We start from the raw sequence: 24,104 nt of genomic DNA, 5'->3' as shown, positions 1-24,104 counted from the left end.
AAAACTGGCCGCGAAGCGGGCTTCGAGCTAGTCCTTGGGAAAATCCTTGCGCATCGCGATCTCGGCGGCGTCGCCGGGCGACAGCACGGTCTGCTCGAACGCTGCTTGCGGCTTCGTCATGATGTCGTAGAGCGAGATGCCCTTGATCGGCTTATCCATGAGCACGCGAACGCAGTCGGCGAGCGTGCCGTTGTAGACGAGATAGGGCGGACCCCGGTCCTTCTGTCTCTCGCCTTTCAGCGACGGCCACTTCTTCAGCTCGGCCGGCGCGTCATAGGCGATCGGCGATTCCTCTTTGAACATGCGCTTGGCCTCGGGCGGCGTGGAAAGCCCGAAAGTCCTAGTGCCGCCGGGTAAACGCTCGTTAAAGAATTAGTTAAAATCAGCCGGCAACGAAGGCGAGCAGGGTGCCGTTGGCCTTGGCCGGCGGCACGCAGATCGCAGCCCCGCTGCGCAACGTAGCCGGACCCAGCGCCTTCTCGGTGGCTGCGAGATCGCCGCTGACGAGGACCAGGGCCGCGCCGCCGCGCGCGGAAAGACCGGTGAGCGGCACGCCGGGATAGCGTTTGCCGAGCTGCTCCAGCGTCAAATAGACGAAGTCGGCGCGGTCGCCGCCGGACGGCACGGCGACTGCACCATCGGCTTCCGTCCTCGGTTCGCGGTCGATCAGGCGGCCGAGATGCGCCGCATCCTGCGCGGGCTCGGGCGTTGCGATCAGCGTCTGCCTGATCCGCTTCGCCGCATTGGCGTGCTTCATCAATTCAGGAATCCACACCGTCTCGCGGGTCTTGTGCTGGCAGGCGAAGATGCGCACGCCGCCGGGCGCCTCCGCGGTCGGCCACATGAAGGTGCGGAATTTTGCCGCCGAGATCGTGCCATCGGGTAGCGTCACCGGCCGTTCGAAATCGGTCGGGCCGATCGGCGTCAGGCCGCGCGCACGGATCTCCTCGGCGCCGGCCGCGCTGTCGATCGCCGTGAAGGCGATGCGCTCGATGCCCTCGCCGTGCCTGTCGACGAAGGCGCGGGCCGGTGCGTTGTGCTCGGTCGCCACCAGCACGCCGAGCAGCTCCATATAGTCGGGGTCGAACATGATGGTGTAATTGCCGGTGCCCATATGCGCGCTGTGGGTGCCGCGCGGCGACAGGGTGAAACCGAGCTGCCTGTAGTTTTCGGCGGCCCTGTCGAGGTCGCGAACCATGACCACGGCGTGGTCGATACCGATGATGTTCTTGAGGGCCACTGTTCTTTCCCCGCAGCAGATGCAAACTTGGATCTGGACCGCGCCAGCGGCCGCTGGCCCTGTCTACGCCGGATAGGCGATCAAGTCATTTTCAAATCGGGGGCGGATGCGGAATTTCATTTCGCGAAATGCGGTATCGACGCGTGATGGCGTCACTGCGCCTGCTCGATATAGGCGGCGAGGATGGCGCGCTCCTCGCTGGTCATGTCGGTGATGTTGCCCGGCGGCATCGCATTGGACCACGCCGCCACGCGGCCGATCAGGCGGATGTTGCGATGGATGTGCTCGGGCGCGTCGAGCAAGATGCCTTTGGGCGCGGTCACGATGCCGGCCCAGACCGGCTCGGCCGCGTGGCACATGCTGCAACGGGACATCACGATCTCCTCGACATTGGCGCGCGTCGGCTGTGCCGACAGCGCGCCCGTCTTGACCTCGCGGGGGCCGGCCGCGGAGAGCAGGAGGATCGCGATCACGCCCAACGCGGCGACACCCCACACCCACCACGGCGATTTGCGCCCCGCGTGCCGCTCGTTGAAGAAGTGGCGGATCACGGGGCCGAGCGCCAGAATGATCGCGACGATGATCCAGTTGAAGCGCGTCGCGTAGAGCAGAGGATAGTGATTGCTGATCATCAGCACGACGACGGGCAAGGTCAGGTAGTTGTTGTGAACCGAGCGCTCCTTGCTGGCCTTGCCGAGCTTCGGATCGGGCGCCTGGCCCGCGATCAGGCTGGCGACGATCTTCTTCTGGTTCGGGATGATCAGTGCGAACACGTTGGCGACCATGATGGTGCCGATGATCGCCCCGATCTGGTTGAAGGCGCCGCGCCCGCTCAGGACGTGGGTGAAGGCGTAAGTGAGCGCGACCAGGAACAGATAGCCGCCGATGGCAAAGGGCAGCTCGCGCTGCGCAAGCCCGGTGCGGCAGGCCGCCTCATAGAGCAGCCATGCCAGCGCCAGGCTGCAGAAGCTGAACAGCCCGGCCTGGATCGGTGTGAGGTCGAGAATCGACTTGTCGACCAGGAACAGGTCGGCATCGAGATAGTACACCACCACCATCAGCGCGAAGCCGGACAGCCAGGTGGTGTAGGCCTCCCATTTGAACCAGGTCAGCTCCTCCGGCATCTGGCTCGGAGCCACCAGATATTTCATGATCCGGTAGAAGCCGCCGCCATGGACCTGCCAGGCTTCGCCCTGCACGCCGTCCGGCAGGTCAGTCTTCGGCTGCAGGCTGAGATCGAGGGCGATGAAGTAGAAGGAACTGCCGATCCAGGCGATCGCCGCCACCACGTGCAGCCAGCGCAGCAGCAGGCTCGCCCATTCCGATATGATGGATCCCCACATGATCACCCCATCAATTGCGACCTGGATGCCGCAGCTTTGATGACCGCAACCGGCGGTCGCGCCCTTACAATGTGTCGCACCGATCTGCCGCATTTTCCAGTACGATGGGCTGCGGCTGATGCACATCGTGCGGGCATGAGCTGACGTGGGATTCGGCAGGTGTTTGTACTGCCGCAGAACATTTGCGGACCTATAAGCGTCGACGTTCAGGACGCGCAGGCTGGGAGGAAAACGACGTGAAAAGCAGGATTTCGTCCGCAGCAACGGCTGCGGGATTGCTGGTCGCGGTTGCTGCCAGCGCGCAGGCCGAGCCGGTTCTGCAAGGCAAGGACGCCTATGGCGATTGGCAGGCCGACAAGCCCGGCACGGTCAGGTTGATCCGGCCGCAGGACCTCGTCAGGCCCGGCGCGACACGGTCGGTTGCGAGCACCGCGCGTGTGGCGTCGCGACCGCCGGAGGCCACGCCACGTGTGCCGGCGGGTTTCAAGATCGAGCTGTTCGCCGAAGGCTTGCGCGCGCCGCGCATTGTGAGGGTCGCGCCGAACGGCGATGTCTTCGTCGCGGAGACGCGGGCCGACGCCATCCGCGTGCTGCGCGCCGGGGATGGCGGCAAGGCTGCGACCAACGAGGTGTTTGCCAGCGGATTGAGACGGCCGTTCGGCATCGCCTTCTTTCCGAACGGCGACAATCCGCAATGGGTCTATATCGCCAACACCGACAGCGTCGTCCGGTTTCCCTATCAGGCCGGCGATCTCAAGGCGCGCGGCAGGGCGGAGACGATCGTGGCAAGCCTGCCGCAGGACGGCAGCCATTCCACCCGCGACATCGTCTTCACGCCCGACAACAAGCGCATGCTGGTCTCGGTCGGCTCGCTCAGCAACGTCGCCGAGGGCATGGGGACGCCGCCGGGCGGATTGGATGGCTGGTCGAAGACGCAGCCGCTCGGCGCGGCCTGGGCCAGTGAGCTCGAGCGCGCCACCGTGATGGCCTTCACGCCTGACGGCAAGGACCGGAAGATTTATGCCACCGGCATCCGCAATTGCGTCGGTCTTGCGATCGAGCCGCAGAGCGGGCTGCCCTGGTGCTCGACCAATGAGCGCGACGGGCTCGGCGACGATCTCGTGCCCGATTACGTCACCAGCGTGAAGGAGGGCGCGTTCTACGGCTGGCCGTGGTTCTATATCGGCGGCAACGAAGATCCGCGTCACGCCGGCGCGCGGCCGGACCTCAAGGACAAGGTGACGGTGCCCGACGTGCTGATCCAGCCGCACTCGGCTTCGCTCGGCATGACTTTCTATCAGGGCACGCAGTTTCCGTCCGACTATCAAGGCGATGCCTTCGCCGCTGAGCACGGCTCCTGGAACCGCTCCAAGCGCACCGGCTACAAGGTGATCCGTATCAGGATGAAGGACGGCAAGCCCACCGGCGAGTACGAGGATTTCGTCACGGGGTTTGTCGTGAGTGACACGGAGGTCTGGGGAAGGCCGGTTGGTGTCGCCGTGGCGAAGGATGGATCGCTGCTGGTGTCGGAGGACGGCAATGGCACCATCTGGCGGGCGACGCGCGCACCGCAGTGACGCTGTTTCCCTCCCCCTCCAGGGGAGGGTAAGCAGCGCGCTCGAATTACCCCCGTCTCACACTCGCGCCACCGTCCACCGGCAGCGTCACGCCGGTGATGAAATTCGCCTCGTCCGACGCCAAAAACAGTGCGGCATTCGCGACGTCCCAGCCGGTGCCCATCTTCCTGCGCAGTGGCACCTTGCTGTCGCGCTCGGCTTCGACTTCAGAGCGGGGCTTGGACCATTCGCGGGCGCGGGTGTCGACGGCCATCGGCGTGTTCATCAGGCCGGGCAGGATGACGTTGGCACGGATGCCGTATTCGGCGTTCTGGTAGGCGAGCTGCTCGGTGAAGGCGATCATGGCCGACTTCGTCGCCTTGTAGGCGACGTAAGGATAGGTCGTGATCGCGGCCATCGAGGAGATGTTGACGATGGCGCCGCTTCCTTGCGTGCGCATGATCGGGATCACTTCCTTCGCTGCCAGAATACAGCTCTTCAGATTGATGGCGACGACACGGTCGAACGCCTCCTCGGTGATTTGAAGCAGCTCGGCATCGCCACCGGACAGGCTGACGCCGACATTGTTGTGCAGCACGTCGATGCGGCCCCAGCGCGCCAGCGCATCCGCGACCATCGCCTTGATGTCCGCGGATTTGGTCACGTCGGCCTTGAAAGCCGCGGCGGTGCCTTGCTCCGCTGCGATCAGATCGACGGTTTCCTGCGCCGATTCCAGGTGGTGGTCGACGCACAGCACTTTGGCACCCTCGCGCGCGAAGGTCAGCGCGGTGGCGCGGCCGTTGCCCATGCCTTCACCGGGGCTCTGGCCGGCGCCGACGACGATCGCGACCTTGTCCTTCAAGCGCATGTCACTTCACTCCCGGGATCGGGTACTGCTGGAGTACCTCTTTGTAATACGGTTCGTTGTCGATCTTCATAGTGGCGAGCACGCGTACCACGCCGCAATAGAAGGCGATGGTGAGCACGAGGTCGACCATGTGCTCGTCAGAGAGATCTTTCTTGATCTCGGCGAAGGTCGCGTCCGACATCGCGAGCTCGCGCACCATCTCGCGGGCGCCTTTCAGGATCGCCCTGGCGAGCGGCTCCAGCTTCGACGGCTTGCCGTCGGTCTCCGCCATCAGACCTGCGATGTCCTCGTCGGTGACGCCGAACTCCTTGCCGATCTTCACATGGTGGGTGAATTCGTATTCCGACTTCTCCATCCAGCCGACCTGGAGGATCGCGAGCTCCCGCAACCGCGGGTCGAGCTTGCTCTTGAAGCGAATATAGCTGCCGATGCCGTTGAAGGCGCGCGCCATCTCCGGCGAGTTGACCAGCAGCTTGTGCAGGTTGGTGTTGCGCTTGAGCATGTCGCGATATTCGGGCGCGACCTGGTCGGCCTCGAGATAGGGCAGGCGGGCCATCCGTGTTCCTTTCAGTGTTCCTGTGATTCACGTTCCGGCGCTTGCAGCGTCACGCCGCCGTCGACCACCAGCACTTGGCCGGTGATGTAGCGCGCAAAATTGCTGAGCAGGAATTTGACGGCGTGGCCGACATCCCAGCCGGTGCCTTCGGTCTTGAGCAGGGAGGCCCTGGCGCGGTTGGCGCGCGCCCGCTCGCTCATGCCGCGGGCATAGACCATCGGCGTGTACATCGGTCCGGGGCAGATGCAGTTGACGCGGATGTTGTCGCGACCGTGATCGACCGCCATAGCGCGGGTCAGGCCGATGATCGCAGCTTTTGAGGTCGTGTAGGTCGTGAGCCCGCGCGGCCTGAGCGCCGAGATCGAGGAGATATTGACGATCGCGCCGCCCTTGGCGGTCCTGATCATCGCGGGGATCGCGTGCTTGGAGAGCAGGAACATGGTCTCGACGTTGACCTGCATGACACGGCGATACTGCTCGGGAGTCTCGTCGACCACGCTGCCGCGGCTGCCGATGCCGACATTGTTGTCGAGGAAATCGAGCCGGCCCCAGCGGTCGAGCGTAGCCTCGACCAGTGTCTTGCAATCGGCTTCGCTGGTGACGTCGCCGCCATGTGCTGCTGCCGTGCCGCCCTCGGCCATGATCATCTCCACCGTGCGCTCGGCGAGCCTGAGGTCGCGATCGGCCACCAGCACTTTTGCGCCGGCGCGGGCCAATAGGATTGCTGCAGCGCGGCCGTTGCCGATGCCGTCGCCAGCGGCGCCACCGCCGCTGATCAGTGCCACCCTGCCGGCGAGGCCGGCATCGTCCTCGGGGCCCTGCATGTCGTTTCATCCCAATTATTTTCGTGCAGATTAGCAATCGCCCTGACAGGAGAGAAGGCCGATGGTCCCGCGCAGATGTCATTGACATCGCATGGAATTGCATGCCGCCGGGCGGCACGGCGCACAATTAAGCGGGCGTATCGCGGAACCGTTCTGCCGAGCTTGCGTTTGTTGCGGGGGCTTTTCCGCGCTAGGCTCTCGCCTGGGGTTTCCCAATCGCCAGTGGCTTGCCGATGAATCTGCTCGATCCAAAAGGGCCGGTGGCTGCCGCCAACAGCACCATCCTGGTCGATTCCGTCTTCATCATGCTCGTGATCGTGGTGCCGACCATTTTCGCGATTTTGGCCTTTGCGTTCTGGTTTCGCGCGTCCAATCCGAGAGCACGTTACCAGCCCGACTTCGTCTATTCCGGCCGCGTCGAGATGGTGGTGTGGGCGATCCCAGCGCTCACCGTGATCCTGCTCGGCGGCGTCGCCTGGATCGGCTCGCACCAGCTCGATCCCGCCGCGCCCGTGCCGGGCACCGGCAGTCCGGTCCGCATCCAGGCGGTCTCGCTCGACTGGAAATGGCTCTTCATCTATCCGGACCAGCGCATCGCCACCGTCAACACGCTGACGGTGCCGGCTGGTGCCGAGCTGAATATCCAGCTGACGTCGTCGAGCGTGATGAACGTGTTCTTCATCCCGCAGCTCGGCAGCATGATCTACACCATGAACGGCATGGTGACGAAGCTGAACCTGCGTGCCGACAATGAGGGCAAGCTGCAGGGTCTGTCGGCGCATTTCTCCGGCGACGGCTTTCCCGACATGATGTTCGACGTCAACGTGATCTCGCCGCTCGCCTTCCCGGATTGGGTCGCGACCATTGCGAAGACCGATGCCGTGCTGAACGAGGAGAGCTATACGAAGCTGATGCAGCAGGGCATCGAGAAGAACAGGCTGACCTTTCGCCTGGACGATCCCCGTCTGTTCGACCTGATCGCAACCCAGCACATTCCGCCAGGGCCCGGCCCGGAGCTACTCTCCGATGCCGGCAGGCCGCATAGTGGAGGCCACGATGCTCGGTAAGCTCGATTGGTCGGCGATTCCGTTCGACCAGCCGATACCCCTCGTCGCGGGTGCCGTCGTGCTGGTCGCGATCCTCGGCGTGCTGATCTGGGTCGTCGTGAAAGGTCATTTGCCTTATCTCTGGCACGAATGGATCACCAGCGTCGATCACAAGCGCATCGGCGTGATGTACATCCTGCTCGCTTCGGTCATGCTGCTGCGCGGCGGCAGCGACGCCATCATGATGCGGCTCCAGCAGGCGGTCGCCTACCAGTCACAAGGCTATCTCCCACCGGAGCACTACAACCAGATATTCTCGGCGCACGGCACCATCATGATCTTCTTCACGGCGATGCCGTTCGTGATCGGGCTGATGAACCTGATCGTGCCGCTTCAACTCGGCGTGCGCGACGTTGCTTTCCCAACGCTGAATTCGGTCGGCTTCTGGCTGACCGCGACCGGCGCGCTGCTGGTCAATATCTCGCTCGTGGTCGGCGAGTTCGCGCGCACCGGCTGGCTGGCCTTTCCGCCGCTGTCGGAACTGTCCTATTCGCCCGGCGTCGGCGTCGACTATTACGCGTGGTCTTTGCAAATCTCCGGCGTCGGCACGCTGGTCGCCGGCATCAACCTCGTCACCACCGTGCTGAAGCTGCGCACCAAGGGCATGAACTATCTGCGCATGCCGATGTTCTGCTGGACCACGCTGGCCTCCAACCTGCTCATCGTCGCCGCCTTTCCGATCCTCACCGCCACGCTCGCGATGCTGCTGCTCGACCGTTACCTCGGCTTCCACTTCTTCACCAATGAAGCCGGCGGCAACGTCATGATGTTCATGAACCTGATCTGGGCCTGGGGGCACCCGGAGGTCTATATCCTCGTATTGCCGGCCTTCGGCATCTTCTCCGAGGTGGTGTCGACCTTCTCGGGCAAGGCGCTGTTCGGCTACCGCTCGATGGTGCTCGCGACCATGGCGATCTGCGTCATCTCCTTCATGGTCTGGCTGCACCATTTCTTCACGATGGGCGCTGGCCCCGACGTCAACGCCATCTTCGGCATCGCCAGCATGATCATCGCGATACCGACGGGCGTGAAGATCTACAATTGGCTGTTCACGATGTATGGCGGCCGCATCCGTTTTGCGACGCCGATGCTGTGGGCGGTCGGGTTCATGGTTACCTTCATCATCGGCGGGCTGACGGGCGTGCTGGTCGCGGTGCCCCCGGCCGACTTCATGCTCCACAACAGCATGTTCCTGGTGGCGCACTTCCACAACGTCATCATCGGCGGCGTGCTGTTCGGCGCCTTCGCCGGCTTCGAATACTGGTTCCCAAAGGCGTTCGGCTTTCGTCTCGACGAGCGCTGGGGCAAGGCGGCGTTCTGGTTCACGTTCCTCGGCTTCTACGTCACTTTCATTCCGCTCTATATCGCCGGCATGCTCGGCATGACCCGGCGCATGCAGCACTACGACGTCGCGGCCTGGCGGCCATGGATGTTCGTGGCGGCCGCCGGCATGGCCGTGCTGTCGATCGGCGTGATCTGCCAGATCGTGCAGCTCGTGGTCAGCATCCGCAACCGCGAGGCCCTGCGCGACCGCACCGGCGATCCCTGGGACGGCCGCTCGCTGGAATGGGCGACCTCGTCGCCGCCGCCCGTGTTCAACTTCGCCTTCTATCCGGATGTGCGCGGCGAGGATGCTTATTGGGATCAGAAGGCCCATGCCAAGCAGCAGCAGCTCGAGCATGATCGGCCGGAGTATCAGGATATCGAGATGCCCAGGAATTCGCCGACCGGCTTCGTCTGCGCGTTCTTCGCCACCATCATGGGCTTCGCGCTGATCTGGCACATCTGGTGGATGGTGATCCTGGGCGGCATCGGCGCCTTCGCGACCTTCGTCGTGTTCGCCTGGCGCGACCATGACGAATACGTCATTCCGGCCGACGAGGTCGCAGCGATCGATCGCATCAATATCGAGGAACGGCGCAGCCTCGTCAGCATGGCGGGAGCGCTCTGATGTCGATGACGGCGACCGCGGGCCGCGCGCATGCCGACCCCCACCATATCGGGCTCGTTGTCGAGCATCCAGGTCCGGCATCGAAGCGGATCGTGACCGCCTACGGCTTCTGGGTCTTCCTGCTCTCCGATATCGTGATGTTCTCCTGCTTCTTCGCGGCCTATGCGGTGCTGTCCGGCCAGACCGCGGGCGGCCCCAGCGGCTCGGAGATCTTCGAGCAGCGCAACGTCGCGATCGAGACGGTCTGCCTGCTGCTGTCGAGCTTCACTTGCGGCATGGCCAGCATTGCCGCCGACGTGCGCAACCGGTTCTGGTTCTATCTCGGCATGACCGTGACCTGCGTGCTCGGACTGATCTTTCTCACTATCGAGTTCCGCGAATTCGCGGACCTCGTCGCACGCGGCTATGGCCCGTCGCGCAGCGCGTTCCTGACCTCGTTCTTCTCGCTGGTCGGATGCCACGGCCTGCACGTCTCGGCCGGCATATTGTGGCTGCTCACCATGATAGCCCAGGTATTCGCAAAGGGCTTTCGCGCCGACGTCTTGCGCCGGATGATGTGCTTTGCGCTGTTCTGGCATGCGCTCGACATCGTCTGGGTCGGGGTCTTCTCCGTCGTCTACCTGCTTGGGAGTGCCGTATGAGCGATCAGACGCATGTGCGGACCGGACACGATCTCGCACCGGGCGAGGAAGAGCAACACAGCGTCGGCGAGCGGGTGCTCGGCTATGTCGTTGGGCTCGGCCTCGCGCTGCTGCTTACGGCAACGTCATTCTTCATCGCCGGAACCGACCTGGTCTGGCAGCCATCGATCCCCGTCGCTCTGATCGTGCTGGCGATCGCGCAGATGGGCGTGCACCTCGTGTTCTTCCTGCACATCACGACCGGGCCTGACAATACCAACAACGTGCTGGCGCTCGCCTTCGGCCTTCTGGTCGTCTTCCTGGTCGTCGGCGGCACCGTCTGGATCATGGGGCATCTGAATGCAAACATGCCGCCGATGGACCAGATCATGCCGATGCGGAAATAGGGCGCACAAAAAAGAAGAGCCGCTTGTTGTGACAAGCGGCCCAAGTCTAGGGAGGAAACGCCCGAGCAAAGCAATCGGACCGAAGCCGGATTGCTGCCAAGGAACGCTCGCGCAAAGCGCTTGCGTACATATTAGATGTAGCAACCACCGAGAGAGTTCAATTCCGGATCAATACTGTCTCCGGCTACCGCTCACATGCTCGTGACGGGCTTCCTCATTTCGGCCGGCGGCAATTGTAGGCCTTGCGGAAGCCGGCGGCCTGCGCGTCGTCCTCCGAGCAGAACCAGCGGTCCGGCTTGGTGGTCGCGGGATAGCTTGGGCAGCCTCTCAAGTGATAGATGCCGATATTGCCGGTGACGCGCGCGCGCACGGCGAGCTTGCCCTTGATGCTGCAACTCGGCGGCATGGTCAGCTCCTCCGGAAACAGCGCCGCGCGGATTTCCTTGTCGCGGTCGGCGCGGCAGGCGGCGCCGAGCAGCGTGCCGTCCTTCTTGCCCATGCGGAATTCTTGCGGTGCAACAAAGCAGCCCTTCCAGATGCCGGCTGACGCGGTTTTGGCATCGGCCGCGGCAGCCTTGACGTTCGCCTTGATCGGCTCGCGGGCGATGGCATAGCCAAGCTTGACCAGCTGCTCGTTCAACGAGACCTTGTCGCCCTCGGCGGTGCAGATCGCCCGGTGCCGTTTGCCGAAGCTCTTTTCCGGCCCGACATCGTCACAGCGCACGCTGCGTTTGTTGATCAGCTTCGCCAGCTGGTCGCGGGCCTCGATGCCGCAGGTCCAGGGATCGGCGTGATCGTCGATGCAGACCTGGTCCAGCTCGGGCGCGTCGACGCCGTCGAGGCGGTAGGTGACGTCGCCGAGCTGGATCGAATTGGCGTCCCGGACGGTCGCGGCCGCCGTCAGCGCGGAGGCGGGCCCGGAAGAGGCCAGAAACCCGGACAGAGCGAGAAACGAAACAAGCGCGAAGGCGCGGGCGGCGGCAAATGAATTCCTAAAGGACATAACGTCTCGCTATCGATTGCTCTGGCGCCTCGTTCCTAGCATCCGGAGGTCGCGATACCAATGGTCTGCGCCCTGCGAAGTGCGACATTCGCGGGCCAGCCTTTACTGACCGGCCGGTCTGCCCCTATCGTTCGGCACGATCAAAAACCTGCGTAGACCGAATCGCCCTTGAAGCGGCGAGGGCGGGAGGAAGAAAGTTCGATGAAAGACCCCGTGGACGTCCTGATCATCGGCGCCGGCGCTTCAGGTGCCGCGATCGCGTGGTCGCTGGCCGAGACCAAGATGCACATCCTCTGCCTGGAGCAGGGCGGCTGGATGAACCCGGCGGAATATCCCAGCACGGGCCGCGACTGGGAGGCCAAGTTCTACGGGGAGTGGTCGTCGAGCCCGAATGTCCGCGGCCGGCCCGAGGACTATCCGATCAACGACGACAATTCGCCGATCAAGGTCGTCAACTACAACGCGGTCGGCGGCTCGACGGTGATGTACACCGCGCACTGGCCGCGGCTGCATCCCTCCGATTTCAAGGTGAAGACGCTCGACGGCGTCGCTGACGACTGGCCGATCGACTACGACGCGCTGACGCCGTTCTTCGAAGAGAACGACCGCATCATGGGCACGTCTGGGCTATCGGGCGATCCGCTGTCACCGCTGACGCATCCGCCGATGCCGCAGCAGCCGATGGGATTGTCCGGCGCCATCATCGGCAAGGCCATGAACAAGCTCGGCTGGCACTGGTGGCCGTCGGACACGACAGTCGCGACCACGGACTATGAGGGCCGCGCGCGCTGCATCAATCTCGGCCATTGCACGCCGGCCTGCGCCCAAGGCGCAAAGTCCTCGACCGACATTACCTATTGGCCGCACGCGATCCGTGCCGGCGTCGAGCTGCGCACGCATTGCCGGGTGCGCGAGATCACCACCGACGAGAACGGCATGGCCTCAGGCGCGGTCTATTACGACAAGGACGGCGTCGAGCAGTTCCAGCCGGCGCATGTCGTCATCATCGCCTGCAACGGCGTCGGCACGCCCCGGCTGCTGCTCAACTCGGCATCCAACCGCTTCCCGCACGGTCTTGCCAATTCGTCGGGCCTCGTCGGCAAGAACCTGATGTTCCATCCCTATGCGCAGATCTACGGCTATGTGAAGGAGCCGACCGACAGCAACCGCGCGCCGCCGACCTGCCTGTGGAGCAAGGAATGGTATGACACCGACCTGTCGCGCGGTTTCGTACGCGGCTACGGCGTCCAGTTCGTGCGCGGGGCAGGACCGGTGTTCGAGGCTGTCGTGAGCGAGCAGAGGGGCATTTTGCCGTGGGGCGCGGATCATCACCGCGTCTTCCGCAAGCTCAATGGCCATCGGCTGGGATTCTCCGCGATCTGCGAGGACCTGCCGGAGGAGCACAATCGCGTCACGCTCGATCCTGTCCTGAAGGACAGCCACGGCATTCCAGCACCGAAGATCGACTACTCGATCAGCGAGAACAGCCGGAAGATGATGGAGCATGCGCTCGCGCGCGGCCGCGAGGTTCTGGAAATGGCGGGGGCGACCGACATCTGCGTCAACTCGCCGATCCCGTGGGGCGGCTGGCATCTGCTCGGCACCGCGCGGATGGGCACCGACCCCGAACGCTCCGTCGTCAACGAATGGGGCCGCACGCACGACGTCAAAAATCTCTTCATCGTCGACGGCAGCATCTTCGTCACCTCGGGCGGCGTGAACCCGACGTCCACCATCCAGGCCCTCGCGCTCTACATCGCCGACCAGATGAAGCAGCGCCTCGCAAACTTGTTCGACTGAGGCCGTCATGTCCGCAGACAATCAACTCACGCGCGCCCAATGCAACGATCTCCGCACCATCGCTGCGATGATCGTGCCCGCCAGCGACGAGTACAAGGTGCCCGGCGCCGACGACCCCGCGATCCAGGCCGATATTCTGACGACGCTGGGCCGCGACACCAAATTGGTGGCGGCGGCGCTGGACCATCTGGCCCGGCTCGCAGGGCAACCGTTCGCCGAGCTCGATGCCGCCAGGCGCGATGCGGTGGCGCAGGAGTTCCGCAGCTCCGGCGGCGCGGCTGCCGCAACGCTCGTCCGCGTCGTCCTGCAATGCTACTACCGCGACGACCGGGTGCTGCGCTCGCTCGGGCTCGAGCTGCGCGCGCCGTTCCCCAAGGGTTACGTGCTCCCGGACGGCGACTGGTCGCTGCTCGACCCGGTCAAGGCGAGGGCGGGCACGCTGCGGCGGGCGCCCTAGCCACCTTGGTAGGTCAAGTCCTGACAGCCCAGCCTTGCGCCCCAGGCGGGTCCCTTGCGTTGGCAGGAACAGGCCACCATCTGTGTGAGCCTCAAGGACTCTTGCCATGCTGGATTTTACCTCAGACATCGTCGATGACGCCGCGTCATCGCGAGCGACAGCGTCTGCCCCGGTCGACGACCGGGCTCTGCTGGACGCCTATTCCAATGCCGTGATCGACGTGACCGACCGTGTCGGCCCCGCCGTCGTGCGCGTCGAGACCGGGCCAAAGGTGCCGAACGGCCGCGAGCGCGGCGGGCTCGGCTCCGGCATCGTGATCTCGCCGGACGGGCTCGTGCTCACCAATAGCCACGTGGTCGGTTCCTCCAGGGAGATCCGGCTGCGGGACGTCGAGGGTAACGTCGGTGAGGCCCGCGTACTCGGCGTCGATCCCGACACCGACCTTGCGTTGCTGCGCGCCAATGGTGTGCGCGACTTGCCCTATGCCGCGCTCGGCAACTCCAAGACCCTGCGGCGCGGCCAGCTCGTGATCGCGATCGGCAATCCGCTCGGCTTCGAGTCGACCGTGACCGCCGGCGTGGTCTCGGCGCTGGGGCGCTCGATCCGCTCAGTGAGCGGCCGCACCATCGAGGACGTGATCCAGACCGATGCTGCGCTCAACCCCGGCAATTCCGGCGGGCCGCTGGTGTCGTCGAATGCCGAGGTGATCGGCATCAACACCGCCATCATCAATGGCGCGCAAGGCATATGCTTCGCGGTCGCCAGCAACACCGCGCAGTTCGTGCTGTCGGAGATCATCCGCCACGGCTATGTCCGCCGCGCCTTTATCGGCGTCGCCGGGCAGACTGCACCGGTCCCGCGGCGGCACGCGGTACTGGCCGGCGTCGACAACAAGATGGGCGCGCTCTTGATGCAGATCGAGCCGAATGGACCGGCGGCGAAGGCGGGCCTGTTGCCCGGCGACGTCGTCATCAAGCTCGATGGTGTCGATATCAACGGCGTCGACGATCTGATCCGCGTGCTCGACCGCGACCGGATCGGCCGGCGGCTCGCCATGGACGTGCTGCGGCTCGGCCGCTTGCGGGCGATCGATATCGACCCGATCGAGCGCAAGCCGGCGCGCTAGCGTTGGTGCCTCCGGGCGAGGTATGACGGCGTCATGCCTCTTTCCCGGACCCTTGCCGCATGATTCCGGCGCATGAGACCTACGATGTCATTGTCGTCGGCGCTGGCGCCGGTGGCATGACGGCCGCGGCGGTGGCCGCCGCTGAAGGCTTGCGCGTGCTGGTGATCGAGAAGACGGCGTTCGTCGGCGGCACCACCGCCTGGAGCGACGGCATGGTCTGGATCCCCGCCAATCCCAAGATGAAGGACGTCGGGCTGTCCGACAGCATCACGGACGCGGTCCGGTATCTGTCGAGCACGGTGCCGGAGCCTGCCAATGCCGGCCTGCGCGCAGCCTTCCTCGCGCGCGGGCCGGAGGCGGTCGCCTATCTCGAAGCCAACACGGAAGTGCGCCTCCAGCCGGTGAAAGCCTGTCCGGACTGTTATCCGGAGCGGTTGGGCGCGACATCAGGCGGGCGCGTGCTGGAGCCGGTCGCGTTCGACGGCACCCGGCTCGGCGCGCCTTTCGCGCGGCTGCGCGCGCCGCTGCCGGAGCTCACGCTGTTCGGCGGGATGATGGTCAACCGCCTCGACATCCCGCATCTGCGCCGGGCCGGAAAATCGTTGCGTTCGACCCTGCGCGCGGCGCGGCTCGTTTCGGAATACGCGTTGCAGCGGCTACGCAATCGGCGCGGCACGACGCTGCATCTCGGCAACGCGCTCGCGGCGCGGCTCTATGCCTCGCTGCTGGCGCGGCAGGTCGAGATTCTCTTCTGCGCCGATGTTGAGGACTTGTCGATGCAGGGCGATCACGTCGGCGGCGTTGTCATCCGCCACGGCTCCCGCGACCGCCTGATCTCAGCGCGTCGCGGCGTGGTGGTTGCGACCGGCGGCTTTTCGCACGACGCTGTGTTGCGCAAACGCTTCTTCCCGGCCGCGGCTGGTTTCGTCTCGGCGGCCAGCACCGCTGGCACTGGCGACGGGCTCCGGCTTGCGGCCACGGCCGGTGCCGCGCTCAACACGGAGGCGACGAGTCCGGCCTATTGGGTGCCGGCCTCGCTGTTCCGTCGCGACGATGGCAGCCGTGGCGTTTTTCCGCATACGGTGACCGACCACGCCAAGCCCGGCGTGATCGCCATCAACGCGGCCGGCCGTCGCTTCGTCAACGAGGCGCAGTCGCACCATGAGTTCGTGCTGGCGATGTTGCGCGACGGCAATGGCGAGCCGGACCGGCCGTTTTATCTCGTCTGCGACCGTCAGTTCCTGTGGAGCTATGGCCTCGGCCGCATCAAGCCGTTTACGCTCAACCTCCGGCGCTATCTGGCGAGCGGCGAGTTGCTCAAGGCTCCAGACATCGCGCAGCTCGCGGCGAAGATCGGCGTCAATCCGTCCGTGCTCACGGCGACGATCGCTGGTTACAACGTTGATGCGAAGCAGGGCCGCGATCCCGAATTCGGCCGCGGCAGCACCATCTATCAGCGCCACCTCGGCGATGCCACGCACAAGCCCAATCCCTGCGTCGCGCCGATCCTCCGCGCGCCGTTCTTCGCGATGCGCATCCATCCGGCCGATCTCGGCACGGCCATCGGCATGAAGGTGGATGCCCAGGCGCGCGTGCTGCGCGAGGACGGGGCCCCGATCGCAGGTCTCTACGCCTGCGGCAACGACATGGGGTCGATCATGAACGGGAATTATCCGGGGCCGGGGATCATGCTCGGGCCCGCGCTGACGTTCGGGTATATCGCGGGGCGGCATCTGGCGGAGGGTGGTGCGGCGCGTGAGACGGCTGCCGGCGTGTCAGCTTCGGTCTAGCCACTACCTCCACCGTCATGCCCCGCGAAGGCGGGGCATCCAGTACGCCGCGGCCTATCGATTCAACCACAACCGCCTCGGAGTACTGGATCGCCCGCCTTCGCGGGCGATGACACCGAGAATGAGGCGACAGCACCCCCGCTACTCCGCCGCCGCCGCAAAGCGGCTGTTCTCCAGTTCGGCCTCCAGCCGCGCTGTCTCGGCCGCCGCCAGCTTGATATTGGCTTCCTTGACGTGCCCGAAGCCGCGGATCGTCTCGGGCACGCGGGCGAGCCGCGCCAGCAGCGGGATCTGCTCCGCCTTCAGCCCGGCCATCCGCTGGTCGATCATGCCGAGATAATCCGCGACCAGCTTCCGTTCGGTCCGGCGCTCCTCGGTGCGGCCGAACGGGTCGAACGCGCCGCCGCGCAGGACCTTCAGCTTGGCGAGCAGGCGGAAGGCGTGGATCATCCAGCCGCCGAACTCCTTCTTCTGAAGGTGTCCGGTGGTCTTGTCGCGCTGCGCGAAGATCGGCGGGGCGAGGTGGTACTTCAGCGTGAAGTCGCCGTCGAACTTCTCCGACACCTTCTTGGCAAAGCTGCCGTCGGTGTAGAGCCGTGCAACCTCGTATTCGTCCTTGTAGGCCATCAGCTTGAACAGGTTTTTGGCGACCGCCTCGGTGAGCTCCGTGGACGCGGGCGAGACTGTGCTCTCTGCCTTGCGCACCTTGGCGACGGCCGTGCGATAGCGGTCGGCGTAGGCCTTGTCCTGATAGCCGGTCAGAAACTCCGCGCGGGTCGCGATCACGTCGTCGAGCGACTTCGTCGGCGCGGAAGCGCGGCTCTTGAACTGCAGCACGCTGCGCACGCGCGACATGTCGTGGGCGGCCAGCCGTCCCCAGGTGAAGGCCAGCTTGTTCATCTCGATCGCCGCGCCGTTGATCTCGATGGCGCGGAGCAGGGCCTCCAGCGACAGCGGGATCGCGCCCTTCTGGAAGGCGAAGCCGAGCATGAAGGGATTTGTCGCGATCGAGTCGCCCATCAGGGCCGAGGCAATGCCTGTCGCGTCGATGATGTCGAGGTTCGTGTCGCCGACGGCGTCACGCAGCACGGTCTGCATCGTGCCCATCTCGAAGTCGAGATCGGGATTCTGCACGAAACTCGCGGTCGGCTGCAGGTCGGCGTTGATGAACGCCTTCGTCACCCCGCGTTCGGCACGGCTCAGCGCGGAGGGACCTGCCGAGACGATCATGTCGCAGCCGAGAATGACGTCGGCGCCGCCGGTGGTGATGCGGACCGCGGAGATGTCCTCCGGCCTCCGTGCAATGCGGACATGGCTCATCACCGCGCCGTTCTTCTGCGACAGGCCGGTGAAGTCGAGCGCCGAGCAGCCGCGGCCGTCGACATGGGCGGCCATGCCGAGCAGCGCGCCGATGGTGATGACGCCGGTGCCACCGATGCCGGTGACGAGGATGTTGTACGGCGCCTCGAGCTCGCGGGCAGGAGGCAGCGGCAGGTCGGCGAACAACTGTCCGGAATCGACCGCCGACGTCTTCATCCGCTTCAGGCTGCCGCCGTGCACGGTGACAAAGCTCGGGCAGAAACCCTCGACGCAGGAAAAGTCCTTGTTGCAGTTCGACTGGTCGATCTGGCGCTTGCGGCCGAACTCCGTCTCCAGCGGCTGCACCGAGACGCAGTTGGAGGCCTGCGAGCAGTCGCCGCAGCCTTCGCAGACCAGCTCGTTGATGAAGGCACGCTTTGCGGGATCGGGATAGAGCCCGCGCTTGCGGCGGCGGCGCTTTTCGGCTGCGCAGGTCTGGTCGTAGATCACGACCGTGAGGCCCTTGATGTCACGCAGCTCGCGCTGGACGGCGTCGAGCTCGCGGCGGTGATGGATGGTCGCGCGCTGCGGGAAGTAGTTGCCTTCCGGATACTTCGTCGGATCGTCCGATACGATCGCAAGTCGCTTGACGCCCTCGGCCCAGACCTGATGCGCGATCTGCGCGACGTTGAAGGCGCCTTCGGCGGGCTGGCCGCCGGTCATCGCGACCGCGTCGTTGTAGAGGATCTTGTAGGTGATGTTGATGCCGGCGGCGGAAGCCGCGCGCAGCGCAAGTAGGCCAGAATGGGTGTAGGTGCCGTCACCGAGGTTTTGGAAGATGTGCTTCTCGGTGGTGAAGGGCGACTGGCCGATCCAGTTCACGCCCTCGGCGCCCATATGCGAGATCAGATCGGTACGGCGGGTCGGCATGCTCAAGGCCATGCCGTGGCAGCCGATGCCGGCCATGGCGCGGCTTCCCTCGGGCACGCGCGTCGAGGAGTTGTGCGGGCAGCCCGAGCAGAAGAACGGTGTGCGCGCGAGCTTGATCTGCGTGCTTGATGTGACGGGACTGTCGAAGGCCTCGAGCCGGGCGAGGCGTTGCTCCAGCACCGGGCTGTGATGCCCGAGCTTGCGCAAGCGTGCCACCAGCGCGCCCGCGACGATGGTCGGCGTCAGCTCGCCCTCGCTCGGCAGCAGCGGCGCGCCGCGCTCGTCGCGTTTTCCGGTGACCGTCGGCCGCCTGGAGGCATCGATATTGTAGAGGATGCGCATCAGCTGGTCTTCGATGAAGCCGCGCTTCTCCTCGACCACCAGCACGTCCTGAAGACCTTCGGCGAAACGCTTGGCGCCGCTTTCCTCCAGCGGCCAGGTCAGTGCGACCTTGTAGATGCGCAGGCCGAGGTCCTGCGCCTCCTTGTCGGTGATGCCCAAATCGGCCAGCGCCTGGCGCAGATCGAGATAGGCCTTGCCGGTCGCGAGAATGCCGAGCCGTGCCGGCTTGGAATCGAGCACGATGCGGTCGAGCTGGTTGGCGCGGGCAAAGGCCTGCAGGGCGGCCATCTTCGGGCCGAACAGGCGCCTCTCGGCGTCCAGCGGCGGATCGGGCCAGCGGATGTTGAGGCCGCCGGGCGGCATCTCGAAATCATCGGGCAGCACGATCTTGATGCGCTCGGGATCGCTGTCAATCGAGGCCGAGCTTTCCACGGTCTCGCTGATCGCCTTGAAGCCGACCCAGCAGCCGGAGAAGCGCGACAGCGCAAAGCCGTAGAGGCCGAGGTCGAGATAATCCTGGAGCGTTGCCGGATTGATCACGGGGATCAGCGCCGCCGCGAACACCTGCTCGCTCTGATGCGCCAGCGTCGAGGACTGGCAGCCGTGGTCGTCGCCGGCGAGTGCCAGCACGCCGCCATTGAGCGAGGTGCCGGCCGCATTGGCATGTTTGAGCGCATCGACCGAGCGGTCGACGCCGGGGCCCTTGCCGTACCAGATGCCGAACACGCCATCGACCTTGGCGCCGGGAAACAGGCCGACCTGCTGGCTGCCCCAGACGGCGGTCGCAGCCAGGTCCTCGTTCAGGCCGGGGACGAAGGCGATGTCGTGCTGCTGGAGGTGCGACTTCGCGCGCCACAGCGCGTGGTCGTACATGCCGAGCGGGGAACCACGATAGCCCGAGATGAAACCGCCGGTGTTGAGGCCCTGAAGCCGGTCGCGTTCGCGCTGCAACATGGGCAGCCGAACCAGCGCCTGCGTGCCGGACAGGAAGATCCGCTTCGATTCGAGCCGGTATTTGTCGTCCAGCTCGACCTGCATCAGCGTCATTTCAGGAGTCCTCGTCTCTCGTTCGGCGTGGGGGTTTGCGCTGCGGGAGGGATAGCGGCGGCGCGACGCGAATTGCGACAGTCAAGAGCATGGGCCGGCGAAGTCAATACGGCTAGCCGCATCCGTGGCGCTCCTGCTAGTCATGGCTGCCTGTGGAGGACACCATGGCTGCAAACGCATTCGACACCGAGATTACAGAGACGGCCGAGGCGCTGATTGGCCCGTGGCGCCAGCCGCGCCAGATGCTTCACGCGCAAGTCTACGACGCGCACGCCTCGATCCACGACGATGCCACCGCGCAAAAGCTCGGCTTCAAGGGCGGCACCATCGAAGGCCCGACACATTTCAGCCAGTTCGCCCCGCTCGGCGCGCGGCTGTGGGGGCAGGCCTGGTTCGAGAGCGGTTGCCTGTCCGCGCATTACCGCAACGCCTGCTTCGAAGGTGAGGAGGTGCAGGCGATGCTGTCGAAGCCGCTGCCCGGCACGAGCCAGTGCCAGATCCAGATGGTCAAGCGCGACGGCACCGAGGTGCTGCGCGGCACGGCCTCGGTCGGCGAACCTCATGCGGCGACCGCGCTCGAGGCGCGCCTCACCGAGCTCAAGCCGCTCGCCGATCCCGTGATCCTGCGCGATGTGAAGGTGGCGCAGACCAGCAAACGGCAGACGGTGCGGATGGCGTTGGACCAGAACATGGGCGACCTCTATCCGTTCTCTCTCCGGCAGAAGCTCGCCGTCATCACCGAGAACTCGCCATATTATTCAGGCGCCGACAATCCGTGGGGGAAGGCCATCATCCCGATGGAGATGTTGAGCGTACTCTTCCAGTACCGTTCCAAGGACGATCCGCTGCCGGCGAAGGGGCCGGCGGTCGGCCTGTTCGCGGATCAGGAGATCAGGCTGATCAAGGGGCCGCTCTTCGTCGATGAGGAGTACGAAATCGAGCGTGAGGTTGTCGCGCTCTCCGGCAGCCGCCGCACCGAGAGTGCCTGGATTAAAACGCGCGTGTTCGGCAAGACGGGCGCGGTGGTGGCCACCATGCTGCTCAACATGGCGACGCTGAAGGATTCGTATGCGCCGTATGAGATGGAGTATCGGCAGCTGTACGGCACGGGGCGGTAGCGCTACGGCCTCCGCCGTCATTCCGGGGCGCGCGCAGCGCGAACCCGGAATCCACTTTCCTCGCGTACTGCGGCCCGATGGATTCCGGGCTCGACGCTGTCGCGTCGCCACGGAATGACGGCGAGCGAGTCCGTCGCTGCCCGCTCATCCTTTAAGCAACTGCACGTCGCAAAGCCGTCGCACAGGGAATAAGCAGCCGTCAGCCGCTGACGTAACCTTCTGAGTGCGCAGCAAATTCTCTCGCGGCCTGTGCCCCACCGCTATTGTACACAATGGCACGGCGTTTGCAGAACTCCTGGCAAAGAGAGTTCTCGCGGGGGCCTTGAGTTATGTTGAACTCAACCAAGCCGACACTGGGCGTCATCAGCGCCGAGCCCGAGCCGATCAGGCTCGACTGGCCTGCCACCGCACTTCTCATCATCGACATGCAGCGGGATTTCATGGAGCCGGGCGGCTTCGGCGAGACGCTTGGCAACGATGTCAGCCAGCTCGCGCGCGCGGTGAAGCCGATCGGCGCGGTGCTGAAGGCGGCGCGTGACACCGGCATGCTGGTGATCCACACGCGCGAGGGGCATTTACCTGATCTGTCCGACGCGCCGCCCGCAAAAGTCGAGCGCGGCGCGCCGTCCTTGCGCATCGGCGATCCCGGCCCGATGGGGCGCATTCTCATTCGCGGCGAGGCCGGCCACGACATCATTCCCGAGCTTTATCCGCTCGACAGCGAAGTCGTGATCGACAAGCCCGGCAAGGGTGCCTTCTACGCCACCGAGCTCACGGACGTGCTGGAGAAATACGGCATCGAGAACTTGCTCGTCTGCGGCGTCACAACGGAAGTGTGCGTCAACACCACCGTGCGCGAGGCCAATGACCGCGGCTATCGCTGTGTCGTCATCTCGGACGGCTGCGCATCCTACTTCCCGCAATTTCACGAGATGGGCCTGAAGATGATCAAGGCCCAGGGCGGCATCTTCGGCTGGGTCGCGGACTCAGCCGCAGTACTGGAGGCAATGAAGACTTCGACCACACAGGGGTAATGTCATGAGCACATTGACGGGGACGGCCGGTAAATCTGATCTGAGCAAGTCCGAGTTCAAGCCGGCACTATGGACATCGGGCGACTGGAACGCGTTCTTCGGCTTCGGCACCAACATCCTCGTCAACATGCTGGTGCTCACGGGCCTGCTGCGCTTCGTCCTGAAGATGCCTGATAGTCTCGTGTTCGGCCGCATCCTGCCCGCGCTCGGGCTGATGATGTGTCTCTCCACCTTCTACTACGCGTATCTCGCCTATCGGCTGGCGCAGAAGACGGGCCGTAACGACGTCTGCGCACTGCCCTCGGGCGTCAGCGTACCGCACATGTTCATCGTCACCTTCGTGATCATGCTGCCGATCACGATCAAGACCGGTGATCCGCTCAAGGGCTGGTCGGCCGGCCTCGTCTGGGTGTTCTTCCAGAGCTTTATCCTGATGATCGGCGGCTTCATCGCACCGTTCATCCGCAAGATCACGCCGCGCGCGGCGCTGCTCGGCACGCTCGCCGGCGTCTCCGTCACCTTCATCTCGATGCGTCCGGCGTTAGAGATGTACATGACGCCGCAAATCGGCCTGGTCTGCTTCGCCATCATCTTGGTGAGCTGGTTCGGCGGCGTGAAATATTGGCGCGGCATTCCCGCAGGCCTCGTCGCGATCGCGGTCGGCATGGTCATCGCCTGGGGCTCGAACCTGTTCGGCCTCGGTCTCGGTGGGCTGAGCGTCAAGGGCGTCGGCGACGCTTTCGCGAACTTCGGCTTCTCGGTGCCGATTCCGGCGGTAGGCTATGTCTTCTCCGGCTTCGAATTCCTAGGCGTCATCCTGGTTACCGCCATTCCCTTCGGCATCTACGACCTCGTCGAGGCCATGGACAATGTCGAGAGCGCGGAAGCGGCCGGCGACGAATATCCCACCACGCGGGTGCTGACCGCCGACGGCGTCGTCAGCCTGATCGGCTGCCTGATGGGCAACCCCTTCATCAACGCCGTCTATATCGGTCATCCCGGCTGGAAGGCGATGGGCGGCCGCATCGGCTATTCGGCTGCGACCGGCATCATGGTGGTGGTGCTGGCCTGGTTCGGCATCATCTCGGTGCTGCTGGCACTGGTGCCCGTCGTCGCGATCTCGCCGATCCTGCTCTATATCGGCATGCTGATCGGCGCGCAGGCGTTCCAGACCACACCGGTCAAGCACGCGCCCGCGATCGTGCTGGCGCTGACGCCGCATCTTGCTGCCTGGGCCAAGCTCCAGATCGACACGATGCTCGGCTCGACCATGATGGCGGCGACCACTGTCGGCGGTCTCGCCGCCGACAAGGCCGACGCGGTCAAGGCCGCGGCGATCGCAGCATTGCCACAGCAGGGCGTGTTCTATCACGGCTTAGAGGTGATGGGCGGCGGCTCCATCCTCGGCGGCCTCATCCTGGGTGCGATCGGTGTCTTCATCATCGAGCGCGACTTCGAGAAGGCCTCGGCCTTCGCGCTGGTCGGTGCCGTGCTCACTTACTTCGGCTTCATGCATGGCGAGGCCGTGGGTATTGGCGGCGGCTTCGGCGTCACGCCCGCGGTGGCGTTCGCCTACGCGGTGATGGCGGCGGGACTGTTTTCCGCCAGCAAGCTCGGCGCCACCGAGCGCTACGCCGCCCATCCGGAGATGCACGCCGCGCCGGCGGAGTAGGCATCGGCCAGTATT

General features: G+C 65.0%; 20 protein-coding genes. 12 read left to right on the top strand and 8 right to left on the bottom strand.

Features of this window, described 5'->3' with window-relative positions; genetic code table 11:
• Window positions 1-27: 27 nt before the first annotated feature.
• The 3 genes from AB7Z56_RS33380 to AB7Z56_RS33370 all read right to left on the bottom strand — a co-directional run bounded on the left by AB7Z56_RS33380 (window position 28) and on the right by AB7Z56_RS33370 (window position 2,583).
• The gene (locus AB7Z56_RS33380; protein ID WP_063984872.1) at window positions 28-303 is read right to left on the bottom strand and encodes a hypothetical protein; all 276 of its coding nucleotides are present in this window, start codon (window positions 301-303) and stop codon (window positions 28-30) included.
• Window positions 304-382: 79 nt separating this feature from the next.
• Window positions 383-1,240 (bottom strand): VOC family protein, encoded by an 858-nt coding sequence (locus AB7Z56_RS33375; RefSeq protein WP_063984871.1) that lies wholly within the window; start codon window positions 1,238-1,240, stop codon window positions 383-385.
• Between the two features lie 152 nt (window positions 1,241-1,392).
• The gene (locus AB7Z56_RS33370; protein ID WP_063986582.1) at window positions 1,393-2,583 is read right to left on the bottom strand and encodes a urate hydroxylase PuuD; all 1,191 of its coding nucleotides are present in this window, start codon (window positions 2,581-2,583) and stop codon (window positions 1,393-1,395) included.
• A 236-nt stretch (window positions 2,584-2,819) separates the two neighbouring features.
• Between AB7Z56_RS33370 and AB7Z56_RS33365 the strand changes: the two genes are divergently transcribed.
• Window positions 2,820-4,160 (top strand): PQQ-dependent sugar dehydrogenase, encoded by a 1,341-nt coding sequence (locus AB7Z56_RS33365; RefSeq protein WP_063984870.1) that lies wholly within the window; start codon window positions 2,820-2,822, stop codon window positions 4,158-4,160.
• Between the two features lie 46 nt (window positions 4,161-4,206).
• Here the strand turns inward: AB7Z56_RS33365 and AB7Z56_RS33360 are convergent, their stop codons facing one another.
• From AB7Z56_RS33360 to AB7Z56_RS33350, 3 genes are read right to left on the bottom strand one after another with little or no spacing between them, the layout of a single operon-like run.
• Entirely contained in the window at window positions 4,207-5,007 is an 801-nt protein-coding gene (locus AB7Z56_RS33360) for an SDR family NAD(P)-dependent oxidoreductase (RefSeq protein WP_063984869.1), read from the bottom strand.
• Between the two features lies 1 nt (window position 5,008).
• Entirely contained in the window at window positions 5,009-5,563 is a 555-nt protein-coding gene (locus AB7Z56_RS33355; RefSeq protein WP_063984868.1) for a carboxymuconolactone decarboxylase family protein, read from the bottom strand.
• An 11-nt stretch (window positions 5,564-5,574) separates the two neighbouring features.
• On the bottom strand, window positions 5,575-6,387 hold the full coding sequence (locus tag AB7Z56_RS33350) for an SDR family NAD(P)-dependent oxidoreductase (protein WP_063984867.1): 813 nt from the start codon (window positions 6,385-6,387) through the stop codon (window positions 5,575-5,577).
• Between the two features lie 233 nt (window positions 6,388-6,620).
• Here AB7Z56_RS33350 and AB7Z56_RS33345 point away from each other — a divergent pair, with 233 nt between their 5' ends.
• Genes AB7Z56_RS33345 through cyoD form a run of 4 tightly spaced genes read left to right on the top strand, consistent with a single transcriptional unit; the run spans window position 6,621 to window position 10,471 of the window.
• Complete coding sequence (locus AB7Z56_RS33345; RefSeq protein ID WP_354123427.1) at window positions 6,621-7,454, top strand: cytochrome ubiquinol oxidase subunit II; 834 nt, start codon at window positions 6,621-6,623, stop codon at window positions 7,452-7,454.
• Window positions 7,444-9,444: a cytochrome o ubiquinol oxidase subunit I gene (gene cyoB, locus AB7Z56_RS33340; protein ID WP_063986581.1), complete on the top strand. Its 2,001-nt coding sequence runs from the start codon at window positions 7,444-7,446 to the stop codon at window positions 9,442-9,444. The genes AB7Z56_RS33345 and cyoB overlap by 11 nt, the downstream gene beginning before the upstream one ends.
• Window positions 9,444-10,085, top strand: coding sequence for a cytochrome (ubi)quinol oxidase subunit III (locus AB7Z56_RS33335; protein WP_063984865.1), 642 nt, complete (start codon window positions 9,444-9,446; stop codon window positions 10,083-10,085). The genes cyoB and AB7Z56_RS33335 overlap by 1 nt, the downstream gene beginning before the upstream one ends.
• Window positions 10,082-10,471, top strand: coding sequence for a cytochrome o ubiquinol oxidase subunit IV (cyoD, locus tag AB7Z56_RS33330; RefSeq protein ID WP_028150137.1), 390 nt, complete (start codon window positions 10,082-10,084; stop codon window positions 10,469-10,471). Before AB7Z56_RS33335 ends, cyoD begins: the two co-directional genes overlap by 4 nt.
• Before the next feature lie 214 nt (window positions 10,472-10,685).
• Here cyoD and AB7Z56_RS33325 read toward each other — a convergent pair whose 3' ends face one another.
• Entirely contained in the window at window positions 10,686-11,474 is a 789-nt protein-coding gene (locus AB7Z56_RS33325) for a thermonuclease family protein (protein ID WP_063984864.1), read from the bottom strand.
• Window positions 11,475-11,675: 201 nt separating this feature from the next.
• Here AB7Z56_RS33325 and AB7Z56_RS33320 point away from each other — a divergent pair, with 201 nt between their 5' ends.
• From AB7Z56_RS33320 to AB7Z56_RS33305, 4 genes are all read left to right on the top strand, one after another.
• Window positions 11,676-13,274, top strand: a complete 1,599-nt coding sequence (locus AB7Z56_RS33320) for a GMC family oxidoreductase (RefSeq protein ID WP_063984863.1) — start codon at window positions 11,676-11,678, stop codon at window positions 13,272-13,274.
• 7 nt (window positions 13,275-13,281) lie between these two features.
• Window positions 13,282-13,731, top strand: a complete 450-nt coding sequence (locus AB7Z56_RS33315; RefSeq protein WP_063984862.1) for a hypothetical protein — start codon at window positions 13,282-13,284, stop codon at window positions 13,729-13,731.
• Between the two features lie 106 nt (window positions 13,732-13,837).
• Entirely contained in the window at window positions 13,838-14,857 is a 1,020-nt protein-coding gene (locus AB7Z56_RS33310) for a S1C family serine protease (protein WP_283018522.1), read from the top strand.
• Window positions 14,858-14,916: 59 nt separating this feature from the next.
• Entirely contained in the window at window positions 14,917-16,647 is a 1,731-nt protein-coding gene (locus tag AB7Z56_RS33305; protein ID WP_441256734.1) for an FAD-dependent oxidoreductase, read from the top strand.
• 141 nt (window positions 16,648-16,788) lie between these two features.
• Here the strand turns inward: AB7Z56_RS33305 and AB7Z56_RS33300 are convergent, their stop codons facing one another.
• Complete coding sequence (locus AB7Z56_RS33300; RefSeq protein ID WP_441256733.1) at window positions 16,789-20,265, bottom strand: indolepyruvate ferredoxin oxidoreductase family protein; 3,477 nt, start codon at window positions 20,263-20,265, stop codon at window positions 16,789-16,791.
• A 164-nt stretch (window positions 20,266-20,429) separates the two neighbouring features.
• On the opposite strand from AB7Z56_RS33300, the gene AB7Z56_RS33295 reads away from it, so the two are divergent.
• The 3 genes from AB7Z56_RS33295 to AB7Z56_RS33285 all read left to right on the top strand — a co-directional run bounded on the left by AB7Z56_RS33295 (window position 20,430) and on the right by AB7Z56_RS33285 (window position 24,089).
• A complete protein-coding gene (locus AB7Z56_RS33295; RefSeq protein WP_063984858.1) occupies window positions 20,430-21,383 on the top strand; it encodes a hypothetical protein in 954 nt (317 codons plus the stop codon).
• A gap of 329 nt (window positions 21,384-21,712) precedes the next feature.
• Complete coding sequence (locus tag AB7Z56_RS33290; RefSeq protein ID WP_063984857.1) at window positions 21,713-22,417, top strand: cysteine hydrolase family protein; 705 nt, start codon at window positions 21,713-21,715, stop codon at window positions 22,415-22,417.
• Window positions 22,418-22,421: 4 nt separating this feature from the next.
• Entirely contained in the window at window positions 22,422-24,089 is a 1,668-nt protein-coding gene (locus AB7Z56_RS33285) for a hypothetical protein (RefSeq protein WP_063984856.1), read from the top strand.
• The last annotated feature ends 15 nt before the right edge of the window (window positions 24,090-24,104 follow it).

Source organism: Bradyrhizobium sp. 482_C4_N1_8 (assembly GCF_052075965.1).
Lineage (GTDB): Bacteria > Pseudomonadota > Alphaproteobacteria > Rhizobiales > Xanthobacteraceae > Bradyrhizobium > Bradyrhizobium barranii.
The sequence above is the reverse complement of the archived record's forward strand: the minus strand, read 5'-3'. Positions and strand labels throughout refer to the sequence as shown.

Excerpts from the sequence above, each read along its gene's own strand:
- AB7Z56_RS33380 (WP_063984872.1), bottom strand. The coding sequence starts at position 303 with ATGTTCAAAGAGGAATCGCCGATCGCCTATGACGCGCCGGCCGAGCTG.
- AB7Z56_RS33370 (WP_063986582.1), bottom strand. The coding sequence starts at position 2,583 with ATGTGGGGATCCATCATATCGGAATGGGCGAGCCTGCTGCTGCGCTGG.
- AB7Z56_RS33360 (WP_063984869.1), bottom strand. The coding sequence starts at position 5,007 with ATGCGCTTGAAGGACAAGGTCGCGATCGTCGTCGGCGCCGGCCAGAGC.
- AB7Z56_RS33355 (WP_063984868.1), bottom strand. The coding sequence starts at position 5,563 with ATGGCCCGCCTGCCCTATCTCGAGGCCGACCAGGTCGCGCCCGAATAT.
- AB7Z56_RS33350 (WP_063984867.1), bottom strand. The coding sequence starts at position 6,387 with ATGCAGGGCCCCGAGGACGATGCCGGCCTCGCCGGCAGGGTGGCACTG.
- AB7Z56_RS33345 (WP_354123427.1), top strand. The coding sequence starts at position 6,621 with ATGAATCTGCTCGATCCAAAAGGGCCGGTGGCTGCCGCCAACAGCACC.
- cyoB (WP_063986581.1), top strand. The coding sequence starts at position 7,444 with ATGCTCGGTAAGCTCGATTGGTCGGCGATTCCGTTCGACCAGCCGATA.
- AB7Z56_RS33335 (WP_063984865.1), top strand. The coding sequence starts at position 9,444 with ATGTCGATGACGGCGACCGCGGGCCGCGCGCATGCCGACCCCCACCAT.
- cyoD (WP_028150137.1), top strand. The coding sequence starts at position 10,082 with ATGAGCGATCAGACGCATGTGCGGACCGGACACGATCTCGCACCGGGC.
- AB7Z56_RS33325 (WP_063984864.1), bottom strand. The coding sequence starts at position 11,474 with ATGTCCTTTAGGAATTCATTTGCCGCCGCCCGCGCCTTCGCGCTTGTT.
- AB7Z56_RS33320 (WP_063984863.1), top strand. The coding sequence starts at position 11,676 with ATGAAAGACCCCGTGGACGTCCTGATCATCGGCGCCGGCGCTTCAGGT.
- AB7Z56_RS33315 (WP_063984862.1), top strand. The coding sequence starts at position 13,282 with ATGTCCGCAGACAATCAACTCACGCGCGCCCAATGCAACGATCTCCGC.
- AB7Z56_RS33310 (WP_283018522.1), top strand. The coding sequence starts at position 13,838 with ATGCTGGATTTTACCTCAGACATCGTCGATGACGCCGCGTCATCGCGA.
- AB7Z56_RS33305 (WP_441256734.1), top strand. The coding sequence starts at position 14,917 with ATGATTCCGGCGCATGAGACCTACGATGTCATTGTCGTCGGCGCTGGC.
- AB7Z56_RS33300 (WP_441256733.1), bottom strand. The coding sequence starts at position 20,265 with ATGACGCTGATGCAGGTCGAGCTGGACGACAAATACCGGCTCGAATCG.
- AB7Z56_RS33295 (WP_063984858.1), top strand. The coding sequence starts at position 20,430 with ATGGCTGCAAACGCATTCGACACCGAGATTACAGAGACGGCCGAGGCG.
- AB7Z56_RS33290 (WP_063984857.1), top strand. The coding sequence starts at position 21,713 with ATGTTGAACTCAACCAAGCCGACACTGGGCGTCATCAGCGCCGAGCCC.
- AB7Z56_RS33285 (WP_063984856.1), top strand. The coding sequence starts at position 22,422 with ATGAGCACATTGACGGGGACGGCCGGTAAATCTGATCTGAGCAAGTCC.